At 67.4% G+C, this 17,910-nt stretch carries 18 protein-coding genes; 7 read left to right on the top strand and 11 right to left on the bottom strand.

From position 1 onward, the window contains the following. The first annotated feature begins 58 nt into the window (after nucleotides 1-58). From kynA to C2U31_RS14390, 4 genes are all read left to right on the top strand, one after another. A complete protein-coding gene (gene kynA, locus C2U31_RS14405; protein WP_103273383.1) occupies nucleotides 59-907 on the top strand; it encodes a tryptophan 2,3-dioxygenase in 849 nt (282 codons plus the stop codon). A gap of 212 nt (nucleotides 908-1,119) precedes the next feature. After that, nucleotides 1,120-1,386: a type B 50S ribosomal protein L31 gene (locus C2U31_RS14400; RefSeq protein WP_103273382.1), complete on the top strand. Its 267-nt coding sequence runs from the start codon at nucleotides 1,120-1,122 to the stop codon at nucleotides 1,384-1,386. 127 nt (nucleotides 1,387-1,513) lie between these two features. Further along, nucleotides 1,514-3,244: a glycosyltransferase family 39 protein gene (locus C2U31_RS14395; protein ID WP_103273381.1), complete on the top strand. Its 1,731-nt coding sequence runs from the start codon at nucleotides 1,514-1,516 to the stop codon at nucleotides 3,242-3,244. Continuing rightward, on the top strand, nucleotides 3,241-4,656 hold the full coding sequence (locus C2U31_RS14390) for an MATE family efflux transporter (protein WP_103273380.1): 1,416 nt from the start codon (nucleotides 3,241-3,243) through the stop codon (nucleotides 4,654-4,656). The genes C2U31_RS14395 and C2U31_RS14390 overlap by 4 nt, the downstream gene beginning before the upstream one ends. 112 nt (nucleotides 4,657-4,768) lie before the next feature. Here the strand turns inward: C2U31_RS14390 and paaK are convergent, their stop codons facing one another. The 9 genes from paaK to paaA all read right to left on the bottom strand — a co-directional run bounded on the left by paaK (nucleotide 4,769) and on the right by paaA (nucleotide 13,174). Continuing rightward, nucleotides 4,769-6,082, bottom strand: coding sequence for a phenylacetate--CoA ligase PaaK (gene paaK, locus C2U31_RS14385; RefSeq protein WP_103273379.1), 1,314 nt, complete (start codon nucleotides 6,080-6,082; stop codon nucleotides 4,769-4,771). Between the two features lie 131 nt (nucleotides 6,083-6,213). Next, on the bottom strand, nucleotides 6,214-6,684 hold the full coding sequence (gene paaI / locus C2U31_RS14380) for a hydroxyphenylacetyl-CoA thioesterase PaaI (RefSeq protein WP_103276375.1): 471 nt from the start codon (nucleotides 6,682-6,684) through the stop codon (nucleotides 6,214-6,216). Further along, nucleotides 6,684-7,472, bottom strand: a complete 789-nt coding sequence (gene paaG / locus C2U31_RS14375) for a 2-(1,2-epoxy-1,2-dihydrophenyl)acetyl-CoA isomerase PaaG (protein ID WP_103273378.1) — start codon at nucleotides 7,470-7,472, stop codon at nucleotides 6,684-6,686. The genes paaI and paaG overlap by 1 nt, the downstream gene beginning before the upstream one ends. A 124-nt stretch (nucleotides 7,473-7,596) precedes the next feature. Beyond that, complete coding sequence (gene paaN / locus C2U31_RS14370; RefSeq protein ID WP_103273377.1) at nucleotides 7,597-9,261, bottom strand: phenylacetic acid degradation protein PaaN; 1,665 nt, start codon at nucleotides 9,259-9,261, stop codon at nucleotides 7,597-7,599. Nucleotides 9,262-9,305: 44 nt separating this feature from the next. Next, on the bottom strand, nucleotides 9,306-10,394 hold the full coding sequence (gene paaE / locus C2U31_RS14365; protein ID WP_103273376.1) for a 1,2-phenylacetyl-CoA epoxidase subunit PaaE: 1,089 nt from the start codon (nucleotides 10,392-10,394) through the stop codon (nucleotides 9,306-9,308). A 12-nt stretch (nucleotides 10,395-10,406) separates the two neighbouring features. Further along, entirely contained in the window at nucleotides 10,407-10,913 is a 507-nt protein-coding gene (paaD, locus tag C2U31_RS14360; protein WP_103276374.1) for a 1,2-phenylacetyl-CoA epoxidase subunit PaaD, read from the bottom strand. Further along, nucleotides 10,910-11,674, bottom strand: coding sequence for a 1,2-phenylacetyl-CoA epoxidase subunit PaaC (gene paaC / locus C2U31_RS14355; RefSeq protein ID WP_103273375.1), 765 nt, complete (start codon nucleotides 11,672-11,674; stop codon nucleotides 10,910-10,912). The genes paaD and paaC overlap by 4 nt, the downstream gene beginning before the upstream one ends. A 16-nt stretch (nucleotides 11,675-11,690) precedes the next feature. Then, nucleotides 11,691-11,975, bottom strand: a complete 285-nt coding sequence (gene paaB / locus C2U31_RS14350; RefSeq protein ID WP_006388300.1) for a 1,2-phenylacetyl-CoA epoxidase subunit PaaB — start codon at nucleotides 11,973-11,975, stop codon at nucleotides 11,691-11,693. Nucleotides 11,976-12,184: 209 nt separating this feature from the next. Beyond that, nucleotides 12,185-13,174, bottom strand: coding sequence for a 1,2-phenylacetyl-CoA epoxidase subunit PaaA (paaA, locus tag C2U31_RS14345; RefSeq protein ID WP_103273374.1), 990 nt, complete (start codon nucleotides 13,172-13,174; stop codon nucleotides 12,185-12,187). Nucleotides 13,175-13,347: 173 nt separating this feature from the next. Here paaA and paaX point away from each other — a divergent pair, with 173 nt between their 5' ends. Continuing rightward, nucleotides 13,348-14,277 carry a phenylacetic acid degradation operon negative regulatory protein PaaX gene (gene paaX, locus C2U31_RS14340; RefSeq protein WP_103273373.1) on the top strand — a complete coding sequence of 310 codons (930 nt, stop codon included), beginning with the start codon at nucleotides 13,348-13,350 and terminating at the stop codon, nucleotides 14,275-14,277. Between the two features lie 110 nt (nucleotides 14,278-14,387). Here the strand turns inward: paaX and C2U31_RS14335 are convergent, their stop codons facing one another. Then, nucleotides 14,388-15,023, bottom strand: coding sequence for an NAD(P)H-hydrate epimerase (locus C2U31_RS14335; protein WP_103273372.1), 636 nt, complete (start codon nucleotides 15,021-15,023; stop codon nucleotides 14,388-14,390). Nucleotides 15,024-15,065: 42 nt separating this feature from the next. Next, complete coding sequence (gene orn, locus C2U31_RS14330) at nucleotides 15,066-15,611, bottom strand: oligoribonuclease (protein WP_103273371.1); 546 nt, start codon at nucleotides 15,609-15,611, stop codon at nucleotides 15,066-15,068. A gap of 60 nt (nucleotides 15,612-15,671) precedes the next feature. Between orn and C2U31_RS14325 the strand changes: the two genes are divergently transcribed. Beyond that, the gene (locus tag C2U31_RS14325) at nucleotides 15,672-16,922 is read left to right on the top strand and encodes a M48 family metallopeptidase (protein ID WP_103273370.1); all 1,251 of its coding nucleotides are present in this window, start codon (nucleotides 15,672-15,674) and stop codon (nucleotides 16,920-16,922) included. Beyond that, nucleotides 16,919-17,878: a ribosome small subunit-dependent GTPase A gene (gene rsgA, locus C2U31_RS14320; protein ID WP_233772779.1), complete on the top strand. Its 960-nt coding sequence runs from the start codon at nucleotides 16,919-16,921 to the stop codon at nucleotides 17,876-17,878. The genes C2U31_RS14325 and rsgA overlap by 4 nt, the downstream gene beginning before the upstream one ends. Nucleotides 17,879-17,910: the final 32 nt, after the last annotated feature.

Here is a 17,910-nt window from a genome sequence, read left to right as displayed (position 1 = left end):
GGCGCAGCCTGCCCGCATCCGCCCGGCGCGCCGCGCCGCCCTGCCAGGGAGGCCACGCATGAGCGCCCCCCAACGCCCCGAAGACATCGTCCACCAGGAAAAGGCGCAGCTCGATTTCGCGCGCGACATGACCTACGGCGATTACCTGCACCTGGACGAACTGCTGGGTGCGCAGCACCCGCTGTCGCCCGAACACAATGAAATGCTGTTCATCGTGCAGCACCAGACCAGCGAGCTCTGGATGAAGCTGATGCTGCACGAGCTGCGCGCCGCCGTGGGCTGTGTCGCGTCCGACCAGCTGCAGCCGGCCTTCAAGATGCTGGCCCGCGTCAGCAAGATCATGGAGCAGCTGGTCCACGCCTGGGACGTGCTGGCCACCATGACGCCGCCCGAGTATTCCGCGCTGCGCCCGTACCTGGCGCGTTCCAGCGGCTTCCAGAGCTACCAGTACCGCCAGATCGAGTTCCTGCTGGGCAACAAGAACGCGGCCATGCTCAAGCCCCACGCGCACCGCGAGGACCTGCTGGCCCAGGTGCGCCAGGCTTACGAGACGCCCTCGCTGTACGACGAGTCGCTGCGCCTGCTGGCCCGTCGCGGGCTGGACGTGCCGGCCGAATTGTTGCAGCGCGACTGGACCCTGCCCTACCAGGCCTCGGCCGGCGTCGAACAGGCCTGGCTGACGGTCTATCGGGATACGGACCGCTACTGGGACCTGTACCAGCTGGGCGAAAAGCTGACAGACCTGGAAGACGCGTTCCGCCTGTGGCGTTTCCGCCACGTCACGACGGTCGAACGGGTCATCGGTTTCAAGCGCGGCACCGGCGGCACGTCGGGCGTGGACTACCTGCGCAAGATGCTGGAAGTGGTGCTGTTCCCCGAGATCTGGAAGCTGCGCACGGACCTCTGAGCGGAGATCTGCCCGCCTTGAATCCGTCCCCTTAATAGGGCGCCAGACCGCGCCCGCGCCGCTTTCGAGCTGGCGCGGGCCGGAAATCACATGCTAGAATGCGGGGTTACTTTTCGGATACGTGGCTGAAAGTGCGCCTGGCAGTCATTGCGGCGCTTCGGCTGGCGACCCTAACTCTTGAAAGCGGCTCACGCGAGCCCTAGGAAAGCACCATGAAAGAAGGCATTCACCCCGACTACCGCGAAGTCGTTTTCGCCGACCTGCAAACGGGCAGCAAGTTCATCACCCGTTCGACGGTGCAAACCCGCGAAACGATCGAGCTGGACGGCAAGACCTACCCGCTCTTCAAGTGCGACGTGACGTCCGAATCGCACCCGTTCTACACGGGCGCCCAGACCCGCATCGTCGAAACCGGCCGCGTGGAAAAGTTCCGCGCCCGCTTCGCGCGCACCGCAGGCACGGTCAAGTCCGCTTCCTGATTCTGTCGCTCCCGTCCCGGGAGCCACAGCGAAAAAGGCAGCCTTCGGGCTGCTTTTTTTTCTCCCGCCCGGCTCGGCCGCCATTGAAAGGCTGGCGCTTGCCCGCCACTCGGTTACAGTAACGCCCGTGTCCCCACTTTCGATTTCCACCCCGGCCCGGCTGACGTCCGTGGCCACCGCAAAACTGCCAAGGCTGGTATTGCTCGGCCTGGCGCTGGCCTATATCGTGGCCGGCCTGTTCATGCGCGACCCCTGGAAAACGGACGACGCGGTTGGCCTGGCCACCATGATCACCGCCATACGCGAAGGCGGCATCACCTGGCTGCTGCCGCAGGTCGGGCATCTGGCCCACGCCGAGGAAGGCCCGCTGATCACCTGGGTCGGCGCGATCTCGATTTGGATCTTCGGTCCGTTCATCGGTGACATCACCGCAGGCCGCCTGCCCAACCTGCTCTGGTTCGGCATCACCGCGTCCAGCGTCTGGTACGGCACCTATCTGCTGGGCCGCCGTTCGGAGGCGCAGCCGCTGGCCCTGCCCTTTGGCGGCGAACCGCCGCCGCGCGACTACGGCCGCATGCTCGCCGACGCCGCCCTGCTGCTGCTGCTGGCCACCGTCGGCATCCTGCAGCGCACGCACGAAACCACCGTCATCCCCGCCATCATGGCCTGCCAGGCGCTGGCGTTCTATTCACTGGCGCGCAGCATCGACCGCCCGCTGACCGGCGCGACCACTCTGGCCATCGCGCTGGCGGCCAGCTTCCTCACGCGCGGCTGGATCGGCGCCATTCCGATCATGGCTGGCGCGCTGCTGACCTTCTATCCGCGCAGCCAATTGTGGCGCCGCAAGCGCTGGCTGCCCTGGATCGTCCTGTTGACCGCGGCGCTGATCCTGGCGTGGTGGATCCCCGCCACGCAGGGCAGCGAATACTGGATCCGCAACTGGAAGATCTGGAACCTGTCCTCCTTCGCCGGCCCCGACCTGCCCGACATGGGCCGCACGCTGCGCGACCTGCCCTGGTATCTGTGGCCCGCCTGGCCGCTCGCCCTGCTGGCTGTCTGGCGCTGGCGCGCGTGGATCTACGCGCCGCATATCTGGGTGCCGCTGATGCTGTTGATCAGCTCGGCCCTGCTGCTGTTCGGACTGGCCGAGCCGTCCGATTCGGAATACGCGCTGCTGGCCGTGCCTTGCGCCGTGCTGGCCGCGTTCTCGCTGCCGACCCTGCGACGCGGCGTGGTGAACACGCTGGACTGGTTCGCCGTCATGTGCTTTTCACTGACGGTGGCCACGGCCTGGCTGGGCTGGGTCGCGGTGAACTTCCAATGGCCCGCCCAGATGTCGCGCAACATCGGCCGCCACACCACCGGCTATGAGCCGTCGATTTCGTGGGTCGCCTTCGGGTTGGCGCTGCTGGTCACGATCGGCTGGGTGGCGCTGGTGGTCTGGCGCCTGCGCGTCAAGCCACAGGCGCTGTGGCGCGGCACGGTGCTGTCCGCCGGCGGCCTGACCGCCACCTGGATCCTGCTGGTGCTCCTGTGGCAGCCCGCCGTCGACTACGCGCGCAGCTACCGCATCATGTCCGGCCAGCTGGCCCAGGCGCTGGAGCAGAACCTGCGTCCCGGCGAATGCGTGCGCGGACTGAGCCTGGGCAGCGGCCAGCGCGCCTCGTTCCTGATCTTCAACAATCTGACGTTCACGTTCGATTCCAAGTGCACGGTGGTGCTGCAGCAAACCACCAACCAGAGCCTGCGCGACAACACCGCGGCCTACAGCGACGGCGCCGAGGTGCTGTGGCAAGGCGGCCGCCGCGCCGACCGCCACGAAGTGTTCCGCCTGCTGCGCGTCACGCCCAACCGATGACGCCCGCTCATCAGGGGCCCCCGGGCTTTGGCGCCACGCTGCGTGGCATCGCCCGGCAGGCCTGGCCCGTGCTGGTCAGCCAATGGGCCGGCATCTCGTTCGGCGTGCTGGACACCGCCATGACCGGCCACGCCAGCCCCACCGACCTGGCGGCGATGGCGCTGTCGGCCTCGATCTACATCACCATCTTCGTCGGCCTGATGGGTGTGGTGCACGCGCTGATTCCCATCCTGGCCCAGCACTTCGGCGCCGGCAACAACGCCGAGGTCGGCCGCAGCTGGGGCCAGGGCGTCTGGCTGGCGCTGGGCCTGTCCGTCGTGGGCGCGATCCTGATGCTGTTCCCCGACGTCTGGCTGTCCATGTCGGGCGACGTCGCGCCCGACGTGCGCGAGCGCATCGCCTCCTATCTGCGCGCCCTGGTGCTGGCGATGCCCGCGGCGCTGGTGTTCCGCACCATCTACGCGCTGGGCACCGCGGTGTCGCGCCCCAAGCTGGTGATGGCGATCAACCTGGCCGCCATCGGCGTCAAGGCCCTGCTCAATTGGGTATTCATCTACGGCAAGCTGGGCCTGCCTGCCCTGGGCGCGACCGGCGCCGGCATGGCCACCGCCGTGGTTTCCTGGATCAGCCTCGGCCTGGGCCTGTGGGTCATCACGCACGACCGCTACTACCGCCGCTTCCAGCTGCGCGTGGGCAAGCCGGACTGGAAGTCGCTGAAGGAACTGCTGCGGCTGGGCATCCCGATGGGCGGCTCCTATCTGGTGGAGGTCTCGGCCTTCACCTTCATGGCGCTACTGGTGGCCCGCGAAGGCACGCTGGTGACCGGCGGACACCAGATCATGTCCAACCTGGCCGCGCTGTGCTACATGATGCCGATGGCGCTGGGCGTGGCCACGGCGGCGCTGACGGCACAGGCCATCGGCGCCGGCAAGCTGGACCAGGCGCATCGCATCGGCATGGCCGGTCTCACGCTCGGCCTGATGGGCGCGCTGCTCACCGCCGCGGTGCTGCTCATCGGCCGCCCGCTGATCCTGGCCGCCTACACCGACAAGGCCGAAGTGGCCGCGGTGGCCGCCACGCTGCTGGCCGTGCTGCCGCTGTTCCACCTGTTCGATTCCATGCAGTGCATCAACTCCTACCTGCTGCGCGCCTACAAGATCGCCGTGGTGCCGCTGCTGCTGCAGACCGTGGCGCTGGCCGGCGTCGGCCTGGTGGGCGGCTGGTGGTTCGGCTTCGGCCCCGGCAAGGGCGGACTGGACTGGCTGCGCCTGACCCTCGCGCCCGGATCGCCCCAGGGCGCCGGCACGATGTGGCTGATGGCGATGGCCGGACTGGCGCTGTCGGCCGCGCTGCTGCATTACTGGTATCGCCGCATCGTGCGCCAGGCCGCCCTTGAGGCCGGCCGCGCCTGATACGCGCATCCTCCCGTCCGAAAAAAAGAGCAGCCCAGGGGCTGCTCTTTTCCTTGCCCAACCAGAAGGCGCCGGCCGGACCGACCCGGATACACGCCAGGCCTGATGCGCCCTACTTCGGACGCTTGTCGATCACGCGGCGCGCCTTGCCGGTCAACGTGCGCTCGACATGGCCCGCGTCCGACACCTGGATGCGCGCGCTGACGCCGATGTGCGTCTTGACCGCGTGCTGCAGCTGCTTGCCCAGCGCCGCGCGGTCCGCGTCGGACAGCGTCGAGAACTCGGCGCGCACCTCGGTCAGGATTTCCAGCTCGTCCATATTGCCGGTACGCGACAGCACCAGCTGGTAGTGCGGCGCCAGCTGGGCGATCTTCAGCACCAGTTCCTCGACCTGCGTCGGGAACATGTTCACGCCGCGCACGATCAGCATGTCGTCGCTGCGGCCGGTGATCTTGCCGATGCGACGCATGCTGCGCGCGGTGGGCGGCAACAGGCGGGTCAGGTCGCGCGTGCGGTAGCGCACGATGGGCATGGCTTCCTTGGTCAGCGAGGTGAACACCAGTTCGCCCGGTTCGCCGTCGGCCACGGGCTCGCCGGTGTCGGGGTTGATGATCTCGGCGTAGAAGTGGTCTTCCCAGACGACCGGACCGTCCTTGGTCTCGACGCATTCGCTGGCCACGCCCGGCCCCATCACTTCCGACAGGCCGTAGATGTCCACCGCGTCGATGCCGGCCTCGGCCTCGATGTCGGCGCGCATCTGGCCGGTCCAGGGCTCGGCGCCGAAGATGCCGATGCGCAGCGAACTTTGACGCGGATCAATCCCCTGGCGACGCTGCTCCTCCAGAATATTGCAGAAGTAGGACGGCGTGACCATGATGATGTCCGGACGGAAATCATTGATCAGCTGGACCTGCTTTTCGGTCTGTCCGCCGGACATGGGAATGACGGTGCAGCCCAGGCGCTCGGCGCCGTAGTGCGCGCCCAGCCCGCCCGTGAACAGGCCGTAGCCATAGGCCACGTGCACGGTGTCGCCCGGCTTGCCGCCGGCGGCGCGGATCGAGCGCGCCACCAGATTGGCCCAGTTATCCAGGTCGCCCTTGGTGTAGCCCACCACGGTCGGCTTGCCAGTGGTGCCGCTGGATGCGTGGATGCGCGAGATACGCTCGCGCGGCACGGCGAACATGCCGAACGGATAGTTCTCGCGCAGTTCCTTCTTCGTGGTGAAGGGAAACTTGGAAATATCGGACAGCTGCTTCAGGTCGTCCGGATGCACGCCGGCCTCGTCGAAGGCCTTCTTGTAGTGCGGCACGTTGTCGTAGGCGTGCTTGAGCGTCCACTTCAGGCGCTCGAGCTGCAAGGCGCGCAGTTCGTCGATGCTGGCATGCTCGATGGGGTCCAGCCCCGGCTTGCTCATGGTGTTGGACATGGTATCTCTCTCCTGGAATGCTCTCTTGGCGGCTGCGGACGGCACCGCGGGCGCCATGCGCGCCCGCTTCCGGCCCCGCCGGCGTCTCGTGATCGATGATCTGATCGGTGATCGGTTAAAGGAAATCTCGCTCAGGCGTCGGCAGGCACTCCGACGATCTGGCCTTTGATCCGATAGGACCGGCCACGGAAAATGGCCACGTTGCGGCCGTCCTGGTTGGTGACGGTCACGTCGTAGACGCCGGTGCGACCGGCCAGCGAGCGTTCCTGGGCCACCGCCGTCAGCAGGTCGCCCTCGAAACCGGGCGCCAGGAAATCGATGGTGCAGCCCGACGCCACCGTGCTGACGTTGCGCGAATTGCAGGAAAACGCGAATGCGCTGTCGGCCAGGGCGAAGATGAAGCCGCCATGGCAGGTCTTGTGGCCGTTGAGCATGTCGGACCGCACGCGCATGGTCAGGCGCGCGTAGCCGGGCGCCATTTCCTCGACCTTCATCTCCAGGCCCTGCGAGGCCGCGTCGCCGGCGTACATCACGGCGCCGACGGCCTGCGCCAGTTCCTGGGGATCGGACGGCACATCAAGCTGGGGAACGTGCGTGCTCATCATTGCCCCTTGAACTGCGGTTCGCGCTTGTCCAGGAACGCGGCCACGCCCTCGGCGTAATCGGCGCTGCGGCCCAGCTCACGCATCATGTCGCGCTCCAGGTCCAGCTGCGTCGCCAGGTCGTTGGCCAGGCTGGCCTGTAGGGCGCGCTTGGTGAACGCCAGGCCCTTGGTCGGCGCCTTGGCAAAATGCTGCGCCAGCCGCTCCAGCGTGGCGTCGAACTCGGCATCGGCCACGCATTGCCAGATCAGGCCCCAGTCCTGCGCCTGCTTCGCGCTGAGCTTGTCGCCCAGCAACGCCAGGCCGGCCGCGCGCGCGCGGCCGACCAGGCGCGGCAACACGAAGGTGCCGCCGGTGTCGGGAATCAGGCCAAGCTTGCAGAAGGACTGGATGAAGCTGGCCGATTCCTTGGCGATGACGATATCGCCAGCAAACGCCAAATTGGCGCCCGCCCCCGCCGCCACGCCATTCACCCCCACCACCACGGGCATGGGCAGCGCGTTGATGCGGCGAACCAGCGGACCGTAGTACTTGTCGACGGTCTCGCCCAGATCCGGCGGCGTGCCATCGGCCGCGGGCCGGCGCTCGCTCAGGTCCTGCCCGGCACAGAAGCCGCGGCCGGCGCCGGTCAGCACCAGCACGCGCGCGCCTTCGTTCTCCACCCGCGTCATCGCATCGGCCACTTCGCCGTGCATGTTGGCGGTGAAGCTGTTCAGCTTGTCCGGGCGATTCAGCGTCAGGCGCGCAATGCCGCCAGACAGATCGAATTGAATATCTTGATAGCTCATGTCAGTCATCCATAGCGCCGGGCGCCATCGCAGCGAGGTCTCACACAATCGGGGCCGCACGGATCCGGCTCTGCCGGTCCGTAGCGGCGCCCCCTGGGGGGAAGCGCGCAGCGCTTCGGGGGGGTCACACGTGTTTTCTAGTCTGGACCACGCGGAAGCGATTGGCGACGAAGGCCGAGTCCGACAGCGCGGCGTTGGCGGCGGGGTTGGCGCCGGTGCCGTGGAAATCGCTGAAGGCCGCGGTCTGGTTGACGAACACCGCGCCCGTCAGATTCAGCGACAGCGACACGCCCGACACTTCGGCCGCGTCCTGGATGCGCTCGGCGACGGCGTCGTCGGTGGTGTAGGCCGACAGCGACAAGGCGCCGTGACGGATCACGCTGTCGCGCGCCAGCTGGATGCTGTGTTCGGTGGAATCGGTGGCCACCACGAAAGCGATGGGACCGAACCACTCCTGACCGATGGCCGGATTGCCGGCCTGGGCGGACAGCAGCAGCGGCGTGCGCACGCGGGCATTCTCGAATTGCGGGTGGACCAGCGGCTTGCTGTCGGCCAGCACCGGCAGGCCCAGCGCACGGGCCTTCTCGATGCGCTCGACCACGCCTTCGTTCTGGATCGCGCCGGTCAGCTCGACCGCGCGGGCGGCGTCGGCGGTGGTCTTTTCCAGCGCGGCGGCCAGGGCGCCCGCGACCTCGTCGAAGCTGACACGGCCTTCCGGCGTCTGGATGCCGTCGCGCGGCACGTAGATGTTCTGCGGCGCCGTGCACATCTGGCCCGAGTACAGGGCCAGCGAGAACGCCAGGTTGCGCGCCACGCCCTTCAGGTCGCTGGCCGAATCGATGATGACCTGGTTGACGCCGGCCTTCTCGGTGTAGACCAGGGCCTGGCGGGCGTTGTCTTCCAGCCAGTTGCCATTGGCGCTGCTGCCGGTGAAGTCGACGATCTTGACGGCGGGATCCAGCGCCAGCTGCTGCGCGGTGTCATCGCCGGAGGCATGCGCGGCCAGCAGCACCACGTTGGGGTCGAAGCCCGCTTCGGCCAGCACTTCGCGCGCCACCTTCACGGTGATGGCCAGCGGCAGGATCGCGCCCGGATGCGGCTTGACGATGACGGTGTTGCCCGTGGCCAGGCTGGCGAACAGGCCGGGATAGCCGTTCCAGGTCGGGAAGGTGGAGCAGCCGATCACCAGCGCCACGCCGCGCGGCACCACGGTGAAGTGCTTTTCCATGCGGATGGGATCGTTCTTGCCCTGCGGCTTTTCCCAGACCGAGATGCCGGGAATGCGCGACATTTCCTGCCACGCGTAGGTCACGGCCTCGAAGCCGCGGTCCTGTGCGTGCGGACCGCCGGCCTGGAAGGCCATCATGAAGCCCTGGCCGGTGGTGTGCTGCACCGCGTAGGCAATCTCGAAGCTCAGCTTGTTCAGGCGCGACAGGATTTCCATCGACACACCGACCCAGGCGCGCGGGCCGGCGCGGCGCCATTTCTCCAGCGCCTTGGACGACGCGGCCACCAGCTTGGCGGCGGGCACGCGCGGATAGGTGATGCCCAGTTCGAAGCCGTAGGGAGATGCCTCGCCGCCCACGCTGCCTTCGGCGCCCGGCAGGTCCAGCGGGAAGGGCTTGCCGCGCAGCGCCTCGAAGGCGGCGCGGCCGTCGTCATTGGCGGTCTCGCCGTAGTGGCGCGGGCTGGGCGACTCGGCAAACGGGCTCCAGTAGCCGCGCAGCGCGGCGGCGGCCATGGCCTGTTCCAGCAGGGCCTGGTGACGCTCGAAGAATTGCTCTGACACTGTGTCTCTCCAAAATGAATGATGTCGGCCTGGCGGACGCCGGCTCAGGTTTCCTGGTCGAAGTCGATGACCAGGCGGTCGCTGACCGGAAAGCTCTGGCAGCTGAGGATGAAGCCGCGCGCGACCTCGTAGTCTTCCAGCGCGAAGTTGGCGTCCATGTCCACTTCGCCCTCGACGACCTTGCAGCGGCAGGTGGAACACACCCCGCCCTTGCACGAGTACGGCAGTTCTATCCCTTGCGCCAGCGCCGAATCCAGCACGCTGTCCTTGTTCTTGTCGATGACGAACATCCTGCTGTGGCCGTCCTGCACCACGGTGACTTCGCACTGCCCCTTGCCGGGAGCCTGTCGGGCTTCCTGGCCGGTGCGCAGGGCGCGCGGGCCCTTGGGCGCGCCGAACAGCTCGAACTTGATGTTCGACTTCGGAATGCCACGGGCCTGCAGGCGCTCGACCACGCTTTCGGTCATGGTCTGCGGACCACAGACAAAAGCGTAATCGATATCGGCCGGGCTCATCCAGGCCGACATCAGCTGGTCAACCTTGTCGCCGTCCAGACGGCCGTTGAACAGTTCGATGTCCTGGGTTTCGCGGCTCATGACATAGACCAGCGAGAAGCGGTCCATGTACAGGTTCTTCAGGTCTTCGATTTCCTCGCGGAACAGCACGGCCGACGAGGCGCGGTTGCCGAAGAACAGCGTGAACTTGCTCTTGGGCTCGGTCGACAGCGCGGTCTTGACCAGCGAGAACACCGGGGTGATGCCGCTGCCGACGGCGAAAGCCACGTAGTGGCGTTCCTGCTCGGGCGAGAAATCGACGGTGAAATTGCCCGCCGGCGCCATCACTTCCAGGGTCTGGCCGGGTTGCAGCTCATGGTTGGCCCAGCTGGAGAACGCGCCCTCGTCCACCCGCTTGATCGCCACGCGCAGGCGCTTGTCGCTGGGGGCCGAACAGATCGAATACGAGCGGCGCAGCTCTTCGCCGTTGAGCTGGGTGCGCAGGGTCAGATACTGGCCCGGCAGGAAGGCGAACTCGTCGGCCAGCGTCTCGGGCAGGTCGAACGTCACCACCACGGCGTCGCGCGTGTTGCGCGCGACCGAGGCGACCTTCAGGGAATGGAATTGGTTCTGGCTCATTGTCTCAACCACTCAGTGGGTCTTGAAATAATCGAAAGGCTCGCGGCAGGCGACGCAGCGGTACAGCGCCTTGCACGACGTGGAGCCGAAATCGCTGACCAGGCGCGTGTCGCGCGAGCCGCAGCGCGGGCACTCGATGGCGGGCGCGGCGCGGCGGCGGCTGATGCCGGAGATGTCGACGGCGCGCTCGGCGGGCGCGGCGATGCCGTAGCCCTTGAGCGCGGCGCGGCCCTTCTCGCTCATCCAGTCGGTGGTCCAGGCCGGCGCCAGGCGGGTCTCGACGCGCGCGTCGTCGACGCCGTGCCGCGCCAGCGTGGCCGCGATGTCCTGCGTGATCTCGCGCATGGCCGGACAGCCCGAATAGGTGGGCGTGATCACGACCACGCAGGTCTCGCCGTCCCAGCGCACGTCGCGCACCACGCCCAGGTCCACCACGGAAAGCACGGGGATCTCCGGATCCGGCACTTCCTGCAGCCAGTCGAAGACCTGGCCGGCGGACACGGGCGCCATGGCGTTCACCACTTAGCTCCCGGATAGGCGCGCGGCAGGAATTGCATCTCGGCCAGCACGTAGCCCAGTTCCTCGCTATGCCGGCCCTGGCGGCCGCCGCGATGGGCGGGATGGCTCGCGGCTGCGGCGTCCGGCACGGACAGCGTGGCCTCGCCCAGCACCTCGGCCACGTGGCGGGCCCAGGGCTCGCGCAACTCGGACAACAGACAGCCGATGCCGCGCGCGGCCAGGTCCTGGTCCACGGCGTCGTCAAAGAACAGCTCGCCCGTGAAGCGCCAGGCATCGTCGATGGCGGCCTGCATCTTGGCGTGGCTTTCGGCCGTGCCGTCGCCCAGGCGCACCACCATGTCCGACGAACGGCGCACGTGATAGGTGACTTCCTTGAGCGCCTTGGCAGCGATCGCCGCGACGCGTTCGTCGGCGGACCGCTCAAGCTTCTGCAGCAGGAAGTAGTGCCAGACGTCAAACAGGAACTGGCGCGCCATGGTGTCGGCGTAGTTGCCGTTGGCGCGCTCGACCAGCAGCGCGTTGTGGAACTGGTGCGCGTCGCGCAGATAGGCCAGCGCGTCTTCGTCACGGCCCGCGCCCTCGACCTCGCCGGCCAGGGTCAGCCACATGCGGGCCTGACCCAGCAGGTCCAGCGCGGTGTTGGTCAGCGCCAGGTCCTCTTCGAGGATGGGGCCGTGGCCGGTCCATTCGCCCAGGCGCTGCGACAGGATGAGCGTGGTGTCGCCCATGCGCAGCAGGAATTCAAAGAAATGCTTGTCCATGTCTCCCCCTCCCGCCTTACATGTGCTTGATTTCTTCGGGCATCGGGAAGAACGTGGGATGCCGGTAGACCTTGCTGTTGGCCGGCTCGAACAGCGGATCCTTGTCGCCGGGGCTGCTGGCCGAGATGTCCGACGCGCGCACGACCCAGATGCTCAGGCCTTCGTTGCGGCGCGTGTAGACGTCGCGCGCATGGTTGATGGCCATTTCGGCGTCGGGCGCGTGCAGGCTGCCGACATGCTTGTGCGCCAGGCCGTGCTGGCTGCGGATGAACACTTCCCACAGGGGCCAGTCTTTGCTCATGATGGATGTCCTCGGTGCCGGGCGCGCGATGCGCGTCCTGGTCTGCAATGGATAAAAAATAGGCCTGAAAATCAGTTGTTCCTGCTGCTGGCTTCTCACCCGCAACCGGGGTATCGCCCCATCCGGGTCGCGCGGAGCCGGCTTTGCCGGTCCGCAGCGACGCCCCCTTGAGGGGGAAGCGCGCAGCGCTTCGGGGGTGGGCCCACTCCCTACGCGGCTTTGCGCGTTGCCTGTTTATCGGCGTGGGCGACCAGCGCGTCGCGCACCCAGGCGCCGTCTTCATGCGCCTTGACGCGGGCGGCCAGGCGTTCGCGGTTGCAGGGGCCATTGCCCTTGATGACCGCGTAGAACTCGTCCCAGTCGATCTCGCCGAAGTCGTAGTGGCCGCGCTCGGCATTCCACTTGAGATCGGGATCGGGCACGGTCAAGCCCAGGTATTCGGCCTGCGGCACGGTCTGGTCCACCATCTTCTGGCGCAGCTCGTCGTTGGAGAAGAGCTTGATCTTCCAGGCCATGGACTGGGCGCTGTTGGGCGAATCGGCGTCGCTGGGACCGAACATCATCAGCGCGGGCCACCACCAGCGGTTCAGCGAGTCCTGCACCATGGCCTTCTGCTCGGGCGTGCCATGCAGGCACATCTGCATCAGCAGGTCGTAGCCCTGGCGCTGGTGGAAGGACTCTTCCTTACAGACGCGCACCATGGCGCGCGCATAGGGGCCGTAGGAACAGCGGCACAGCGGGATCTGGTTGATGATGGCCGAGCCGTCGACCAGCCAGCCGATCATGCCAATGTCGGCCCAGCTGAGCGTGGGGTAATTGAAGATGCTGGAGTACTTGGCGCGGCCGCTGTGCAGATCGTCGATCAGGTCGTCGCGCGACACGCCCAGCGTCTCGGCGGCGCTGTACAGGTACAGGCCGTGGCCGGCCTCGTCCTGGACCTTGGCCAGCAGGATGGCCTTGCGCTTGAGCGAGGGCGCGCGGGTGATCCAGTTGCCTTCGGGCAGCATGCCCACGATTTCGGAATGCGCATGCTGCGAGATCTGGCGCACCAGGGTCTTGCGGTAGGCGTCGGGCATCCAGTCCTTGGCCTCGATGCGCACGCCATCGTCAATGCGACGCTGGAAGGCCTGTTCCGCGCCTTCGAGCTGGTCGGCGGACTTGACCTGCTTGACGCCGGTCTCGACGAGTTGAGCGTACATGTGTGTCTCCTTGAGACGGTTTGCGAAAACGCAAAGCAGGCGCCGCGCAGTGCCGTCATGTCATACCGGCGATTATTTAATACAAAAAAACCATTGTCAAACTCAAATCTGTATCACATTGGATTTATGTATCATATTGCCGAACTCGATACCGGCCGCCCGCGGCCCTACTTATGGCAAACCCTCAGTCGCCCCTGGACCGCTTTCTGTCGCGCTTGATCAAAAGCGATCCGCCCCGGGCAAAATCGCTCTGCGTCAGCCTGCTGGGCGATGCGCTGGCGCCGCACGGCGGCGCCATCTGGCTGGGCGACCTGATCGAGCTGCTGGCGCCGCTGGGCATCAATGAACGGCTGCTACGCACCAGCGTCTTCCGCCTGGTCGCGCAGAACTGGCTGCAATCGGAACGGCATGGCCGCCGCAGCCTGTACCTGATCTCGGAGCTGGGGCAGCGCCACACGGCGCACGCCTCGCAGCGCATCTACGAAGGCGCGCCGCAGGACTGGAACGGGGAATGGACGCTGGTGGCCCTGCCCCGGATCGGCAACGGACTGGCCGAGCGCGCCGAGCTGCGCCGGGAACTGATATGGGAAGGCTTCGGCATGATCGCGCCGGGGCTGTTCGCCCATCCTCATACCCAGGCCAGCGCGGCGCATGACATCCTGGAAAAGCTGGGCATTCCCGACCGCGCCCTGGTGCTGTCGGCGCGCGACCTGGCCGACGCCGGCGGCCTGCCGATAGCCAGCCTGGCCTCGCAGTGCTGGAACCTGGACGATGTGGCCGAGCAGTACCGGGCGTTCAGCAAGAATTTCGGACCGCTGGAAAAACTGCTGGACGCGCCGCCCTCGCCCGCCGAGGCCTTCGTCATCCGCGTCCTGCTACTGCACAATTGGCGCCGGATCGTCCTGCACGATCCCCACCTGCCAGGCCCGATGCTGCCCGACAACTGGCCAGGACGCGCGGCGCGCGAACTGTGCGGGCGTCTCTACTGGCGCGTGTTCGACGCCTCCGAGGCGCACCTGGACGCGCTGGCCGCCCGCGACAACGAACGCTACACGCCGCTCACGGCGGACGTGGCGGCGCGCTTCGGCGGCCGGCCCGCCTGATTCGACGAAAAGCGATTGGATCCAAGGTCGGATGCGCCGGCCGATGTCGCGTCACGCCCGGCGCGACGGACCGTCGGATTGCCTGCGCGTCATGATCCGGCGGATTGGGCTCAGACGTCGTCCGCCTCGGACGGCATGACCACATCCAGCGTATCCAGATGCCGCTCGCCGATGGCGCCGGCGCCGGACCCCGGCAGCTCCAGCCCCCGCGCCCGGGCAATGAAGGACAGGGTCCAGCGCGCCTGGATCGGGCGTCCCAGCGCTACGCCGGTGTCCGCGTCCACGCCGCTGGGCACATCCAGCGCCAGCACGGGCGCGCCCCAGCGATTGACCGTGTCCACCAGCGCCTGCCAATCGGCGCCCAGGGGACGGTTCAGGCCGATGCCGAACAGGCCGTCGATGACCAGCCCGGGCACGAAACCCGGTTCCAGCGCGGACAGCGTCCCGCCGCCCGCGGCCACCCACCCGTCGTAAGCGCGGGCGGCATCGGGAGGCAGCTTCTGCGGGCCGGCGGGCAGCAGCACGCGCACGTCGTGCCCCATCGCCCGCAGCACGGTCGCCGCGACCAGGGCGTCGCCGCCATTGTTGCCGGGGCCGGCCAAGGCCAGCACCGGCGTACCGGGCGCGATCCGGGCCGCCACAAAGCGGGCCGCAGCCGCGCCCGCCAGCGGCATCAGCTGCCGGCCGGCAGCCAGCGCCTGGCGCTCGGTCTCGCGGATCCGGGAAACGGGATAGCAAGACGGCATGGCGGGCTCCGGAATGCCGGCGGGACGGACGCCCCGGGGCCGTCAGACCTTGAGGAAATGCTCGCGGTAGTACTTCAGCTCGTCGATCGACTCGTAGATGTCCGCCAGCGCTTCGTGGCGGCTCTTCTTCTCGAAGCCCTTGTAGACGGCCGGCGCCCAGCGGCGAGCCAGTTCCTTCAGCGTGCTGACGTCGAGGTTGCGGTAATGGAAGAACTTCTCGAACCGCGGCATGTAGGCGAACATGAAGCGGCGGTCCTGGCTGATGGTGTTGCCGCACAGCGGCGACTTGCCCGCCGGCACGTGCTGCGACAGGAACTCCAGCAGGATATCCTCGGCCTGGGCCTCGTTGATGGTCGAGGCGCGGACCTTGTCGATCAGGCCGCTCTTGCCGTGGGTCGACTTGTTCCAGTCGTCCATGGCGTCGAGCAGGCTGTCGGGCTGGTGCAGCACCAGCACGGGGCCTTCCGCGACCACGGTCAGGTCGGGTTCGGTCACCACGACGGCGACTTCGATGATGCGTTCTTTCTCAGGTTCGAGGCCCGTCATTTCCATGTCGAGCCAGACCAGGCGGTTTTCGTTCACAGCCATATAATTTGCCTATAAAACACGCGATTTTCGCATATCCCTTACCGAGCACCCGACCCGCACATGTTCACCCTGCTGTTCGTCGCCTTCCTGCTGATCGACGTTGCCGTGCGCCTGTGGCTGGCCACGCGCCAGATCCGTCATGTCGCCCGCAACCGTGAACAGGTGCCAGCCGAATTCTCGCACCGCATCGGCCTGACCAGCCACCAGCGCGCGGCGGACTACACCGTGGCGCGCGTGCGGCTGGGCATGCTGGAACGGACCTACGACGCCATCGTGCTGGTGGGCCTGACCCTGCTGGGCGGCCTGCAGGCCATCGATCTGGCGGTAGGCCAGCTTACCAGCAACGACTTCCTGCGCCAGATGCTGCTGCTGGTGACCGTGGCGCTGCTGCTGGGCCTGCTGGGACTGCCATTCACGCTGTGGCGGCAGTTCAGATTGGAAGCCCGTTTCGGTTTCAACCGCATGACACCCGGGCTGTTCGTGGCGGACGCGCTCAAGGGCCTGCTGGTGGCGGCCGTGCTGGGGTTGCCGCTGGCCGCCGCCGTGCTGTGGCTGATGGGCAGCGCCGGCGCGTACTGGTGGGCCTGGGCCTGGGGCCTCTGGATGGTGTTCAACCTGGCGCTGCTCATCATCTATCCGATGTTCATCGCCCCGCTGTTCAACAAGTTCACGCCCTTGACCGATCCCGATCTGGCCGGACGCATCCAGCGCCTGGCGCAGCGCTGCGGCTTCGCGCTCAACGGTCTGTTCGTGATGGACGGCTCGCGCCGTTCCGCGCACGGCAACGCCTACTTCACCGGCTTCGGCCGCTCGCGCCGCATTGTCTTCTTCGACACGCTGCTGGCGCGCCTGAACGGCGACGAGATCGAGGCCGTGCTGGCCCACGAGCTCGGCCATTTCGCCAAGCGCCACATCATCAAGCGCATCTGCTTCAGCTTCGGCGCGGCCCTGGTATTCTTCGCGCTGCTGGGCTGGATATCCCAGCAGCCGTGGTTCTATGTGGGACTGGGCGTGCTGCCGCAGCTGGGCGGCCGCAACGACGCCATGGCGCTGCTGCTGTTCTTCCTGGTGATTCCGGTCTTCACCTTCGTGTTCACGCCGCTGGCCAGCTGGTACTCGCGCCGCGACGAATTCGAGGCCGACCGCTATGCCGCCGAGCAAAGCTCGCCGGATCGACTGGTATCCGCCCTGGTCAAACTCTACGACGACAACGCCGCCACCCTGACGCCCGATCCCGTGCACTCCGCCTTCTACGACAGCCATCCTCCCGCCGCCGTGCGCATCCGTCACCTGATGGCGCCGGCCGCATGAGCGCGCGCGATCGCTCCCCGCAACGCCCGCAGCAGGGCGCCGCGGCCGCCGTCACCGGCGCGCCGAACGAAGGCCGCATCATCGCGGCCCATGGCCGCCACTACACCGTGGAGCTGGACGATGGCACGCTGCGCAAGTGCTTCCCGCGCGGCAAGAAGGCCGGCGCGACGGTCGGCGACCGGGTCCGCATCACGCCGCAGGGCAGCGACGAAGGCGCGATCGATGCGATCCTGCCGCGCCGCAACCTGCTTTACCGCTCGGACGAGATGCGCTCCAAGCAATTCGCGTCCAACGTCGATCAGCTGCTGATCGTGGTCGCGGTCCAACCCACCTTTTCCGACGACCTGACCGGGCGCGCCCTGGCCGGCGCCTGGAGCGCCGGGATCTCGCCACTCATCATCCTGAACAAGACCGACCTGGCCGACGCCCTGCCCGCCGCCCGCGAACGACTGGCGCCGATCGCCGCGCTGGGCGTGGACATCGTCGAGTTGAGCGCGCTGGAACCGGCGCGGGTCCACACGCTGCTGGCGCCGCGCCTGGCGGGCAAGACCAATCTGCTGTTGGGACAAAGCGGCATGGGCAAGTCCACGCTGCTCAACGCGCTGGTGCCGGAGGCCGCCGCGCCCACGCGCGAACACTCGACCGCGCTGGACATGGGCAAACACACCACCACCAGCACGCGGCTGTACCACCTGCCCGATCCGGGCGGCGACCTGATCGATTCGCCGGGATTCCAGGCATTCGGCCTGCAGCACCTGACCCGCGAGGACATCATCCGCGGCTTCCCCGAGTTCGCCGGCCCCATCGAGTCCTGCCGCTTCTACAACTGCAGCCACCGGCACGAGCCGGGCTGCGGCGTGGTCGCGGCGCTGGAGGCGGGCGCCATCCATCCCGCGCGCTATGCGCTGTATCAACGGGTATTGGAAGAGAACGAAGCGGGCCAGCAGCGGTATTGAAACCTGGCGCGGGAGCGCGCCGGGCGCCAATG

The organism is Achromobacter sp. AONIH1 (assembly GCF_002902905.1).
Lineage (GTDB): Bacteria > Pseudomonadota > Gammaproteobacteria > Burkholderiales > Burkholderiaceae_B > Achromobacter.
Note: the sequence above shows the minus strand (reverse complement) of the source record. Positions and strands in the feature narration are given on the sequence as shown.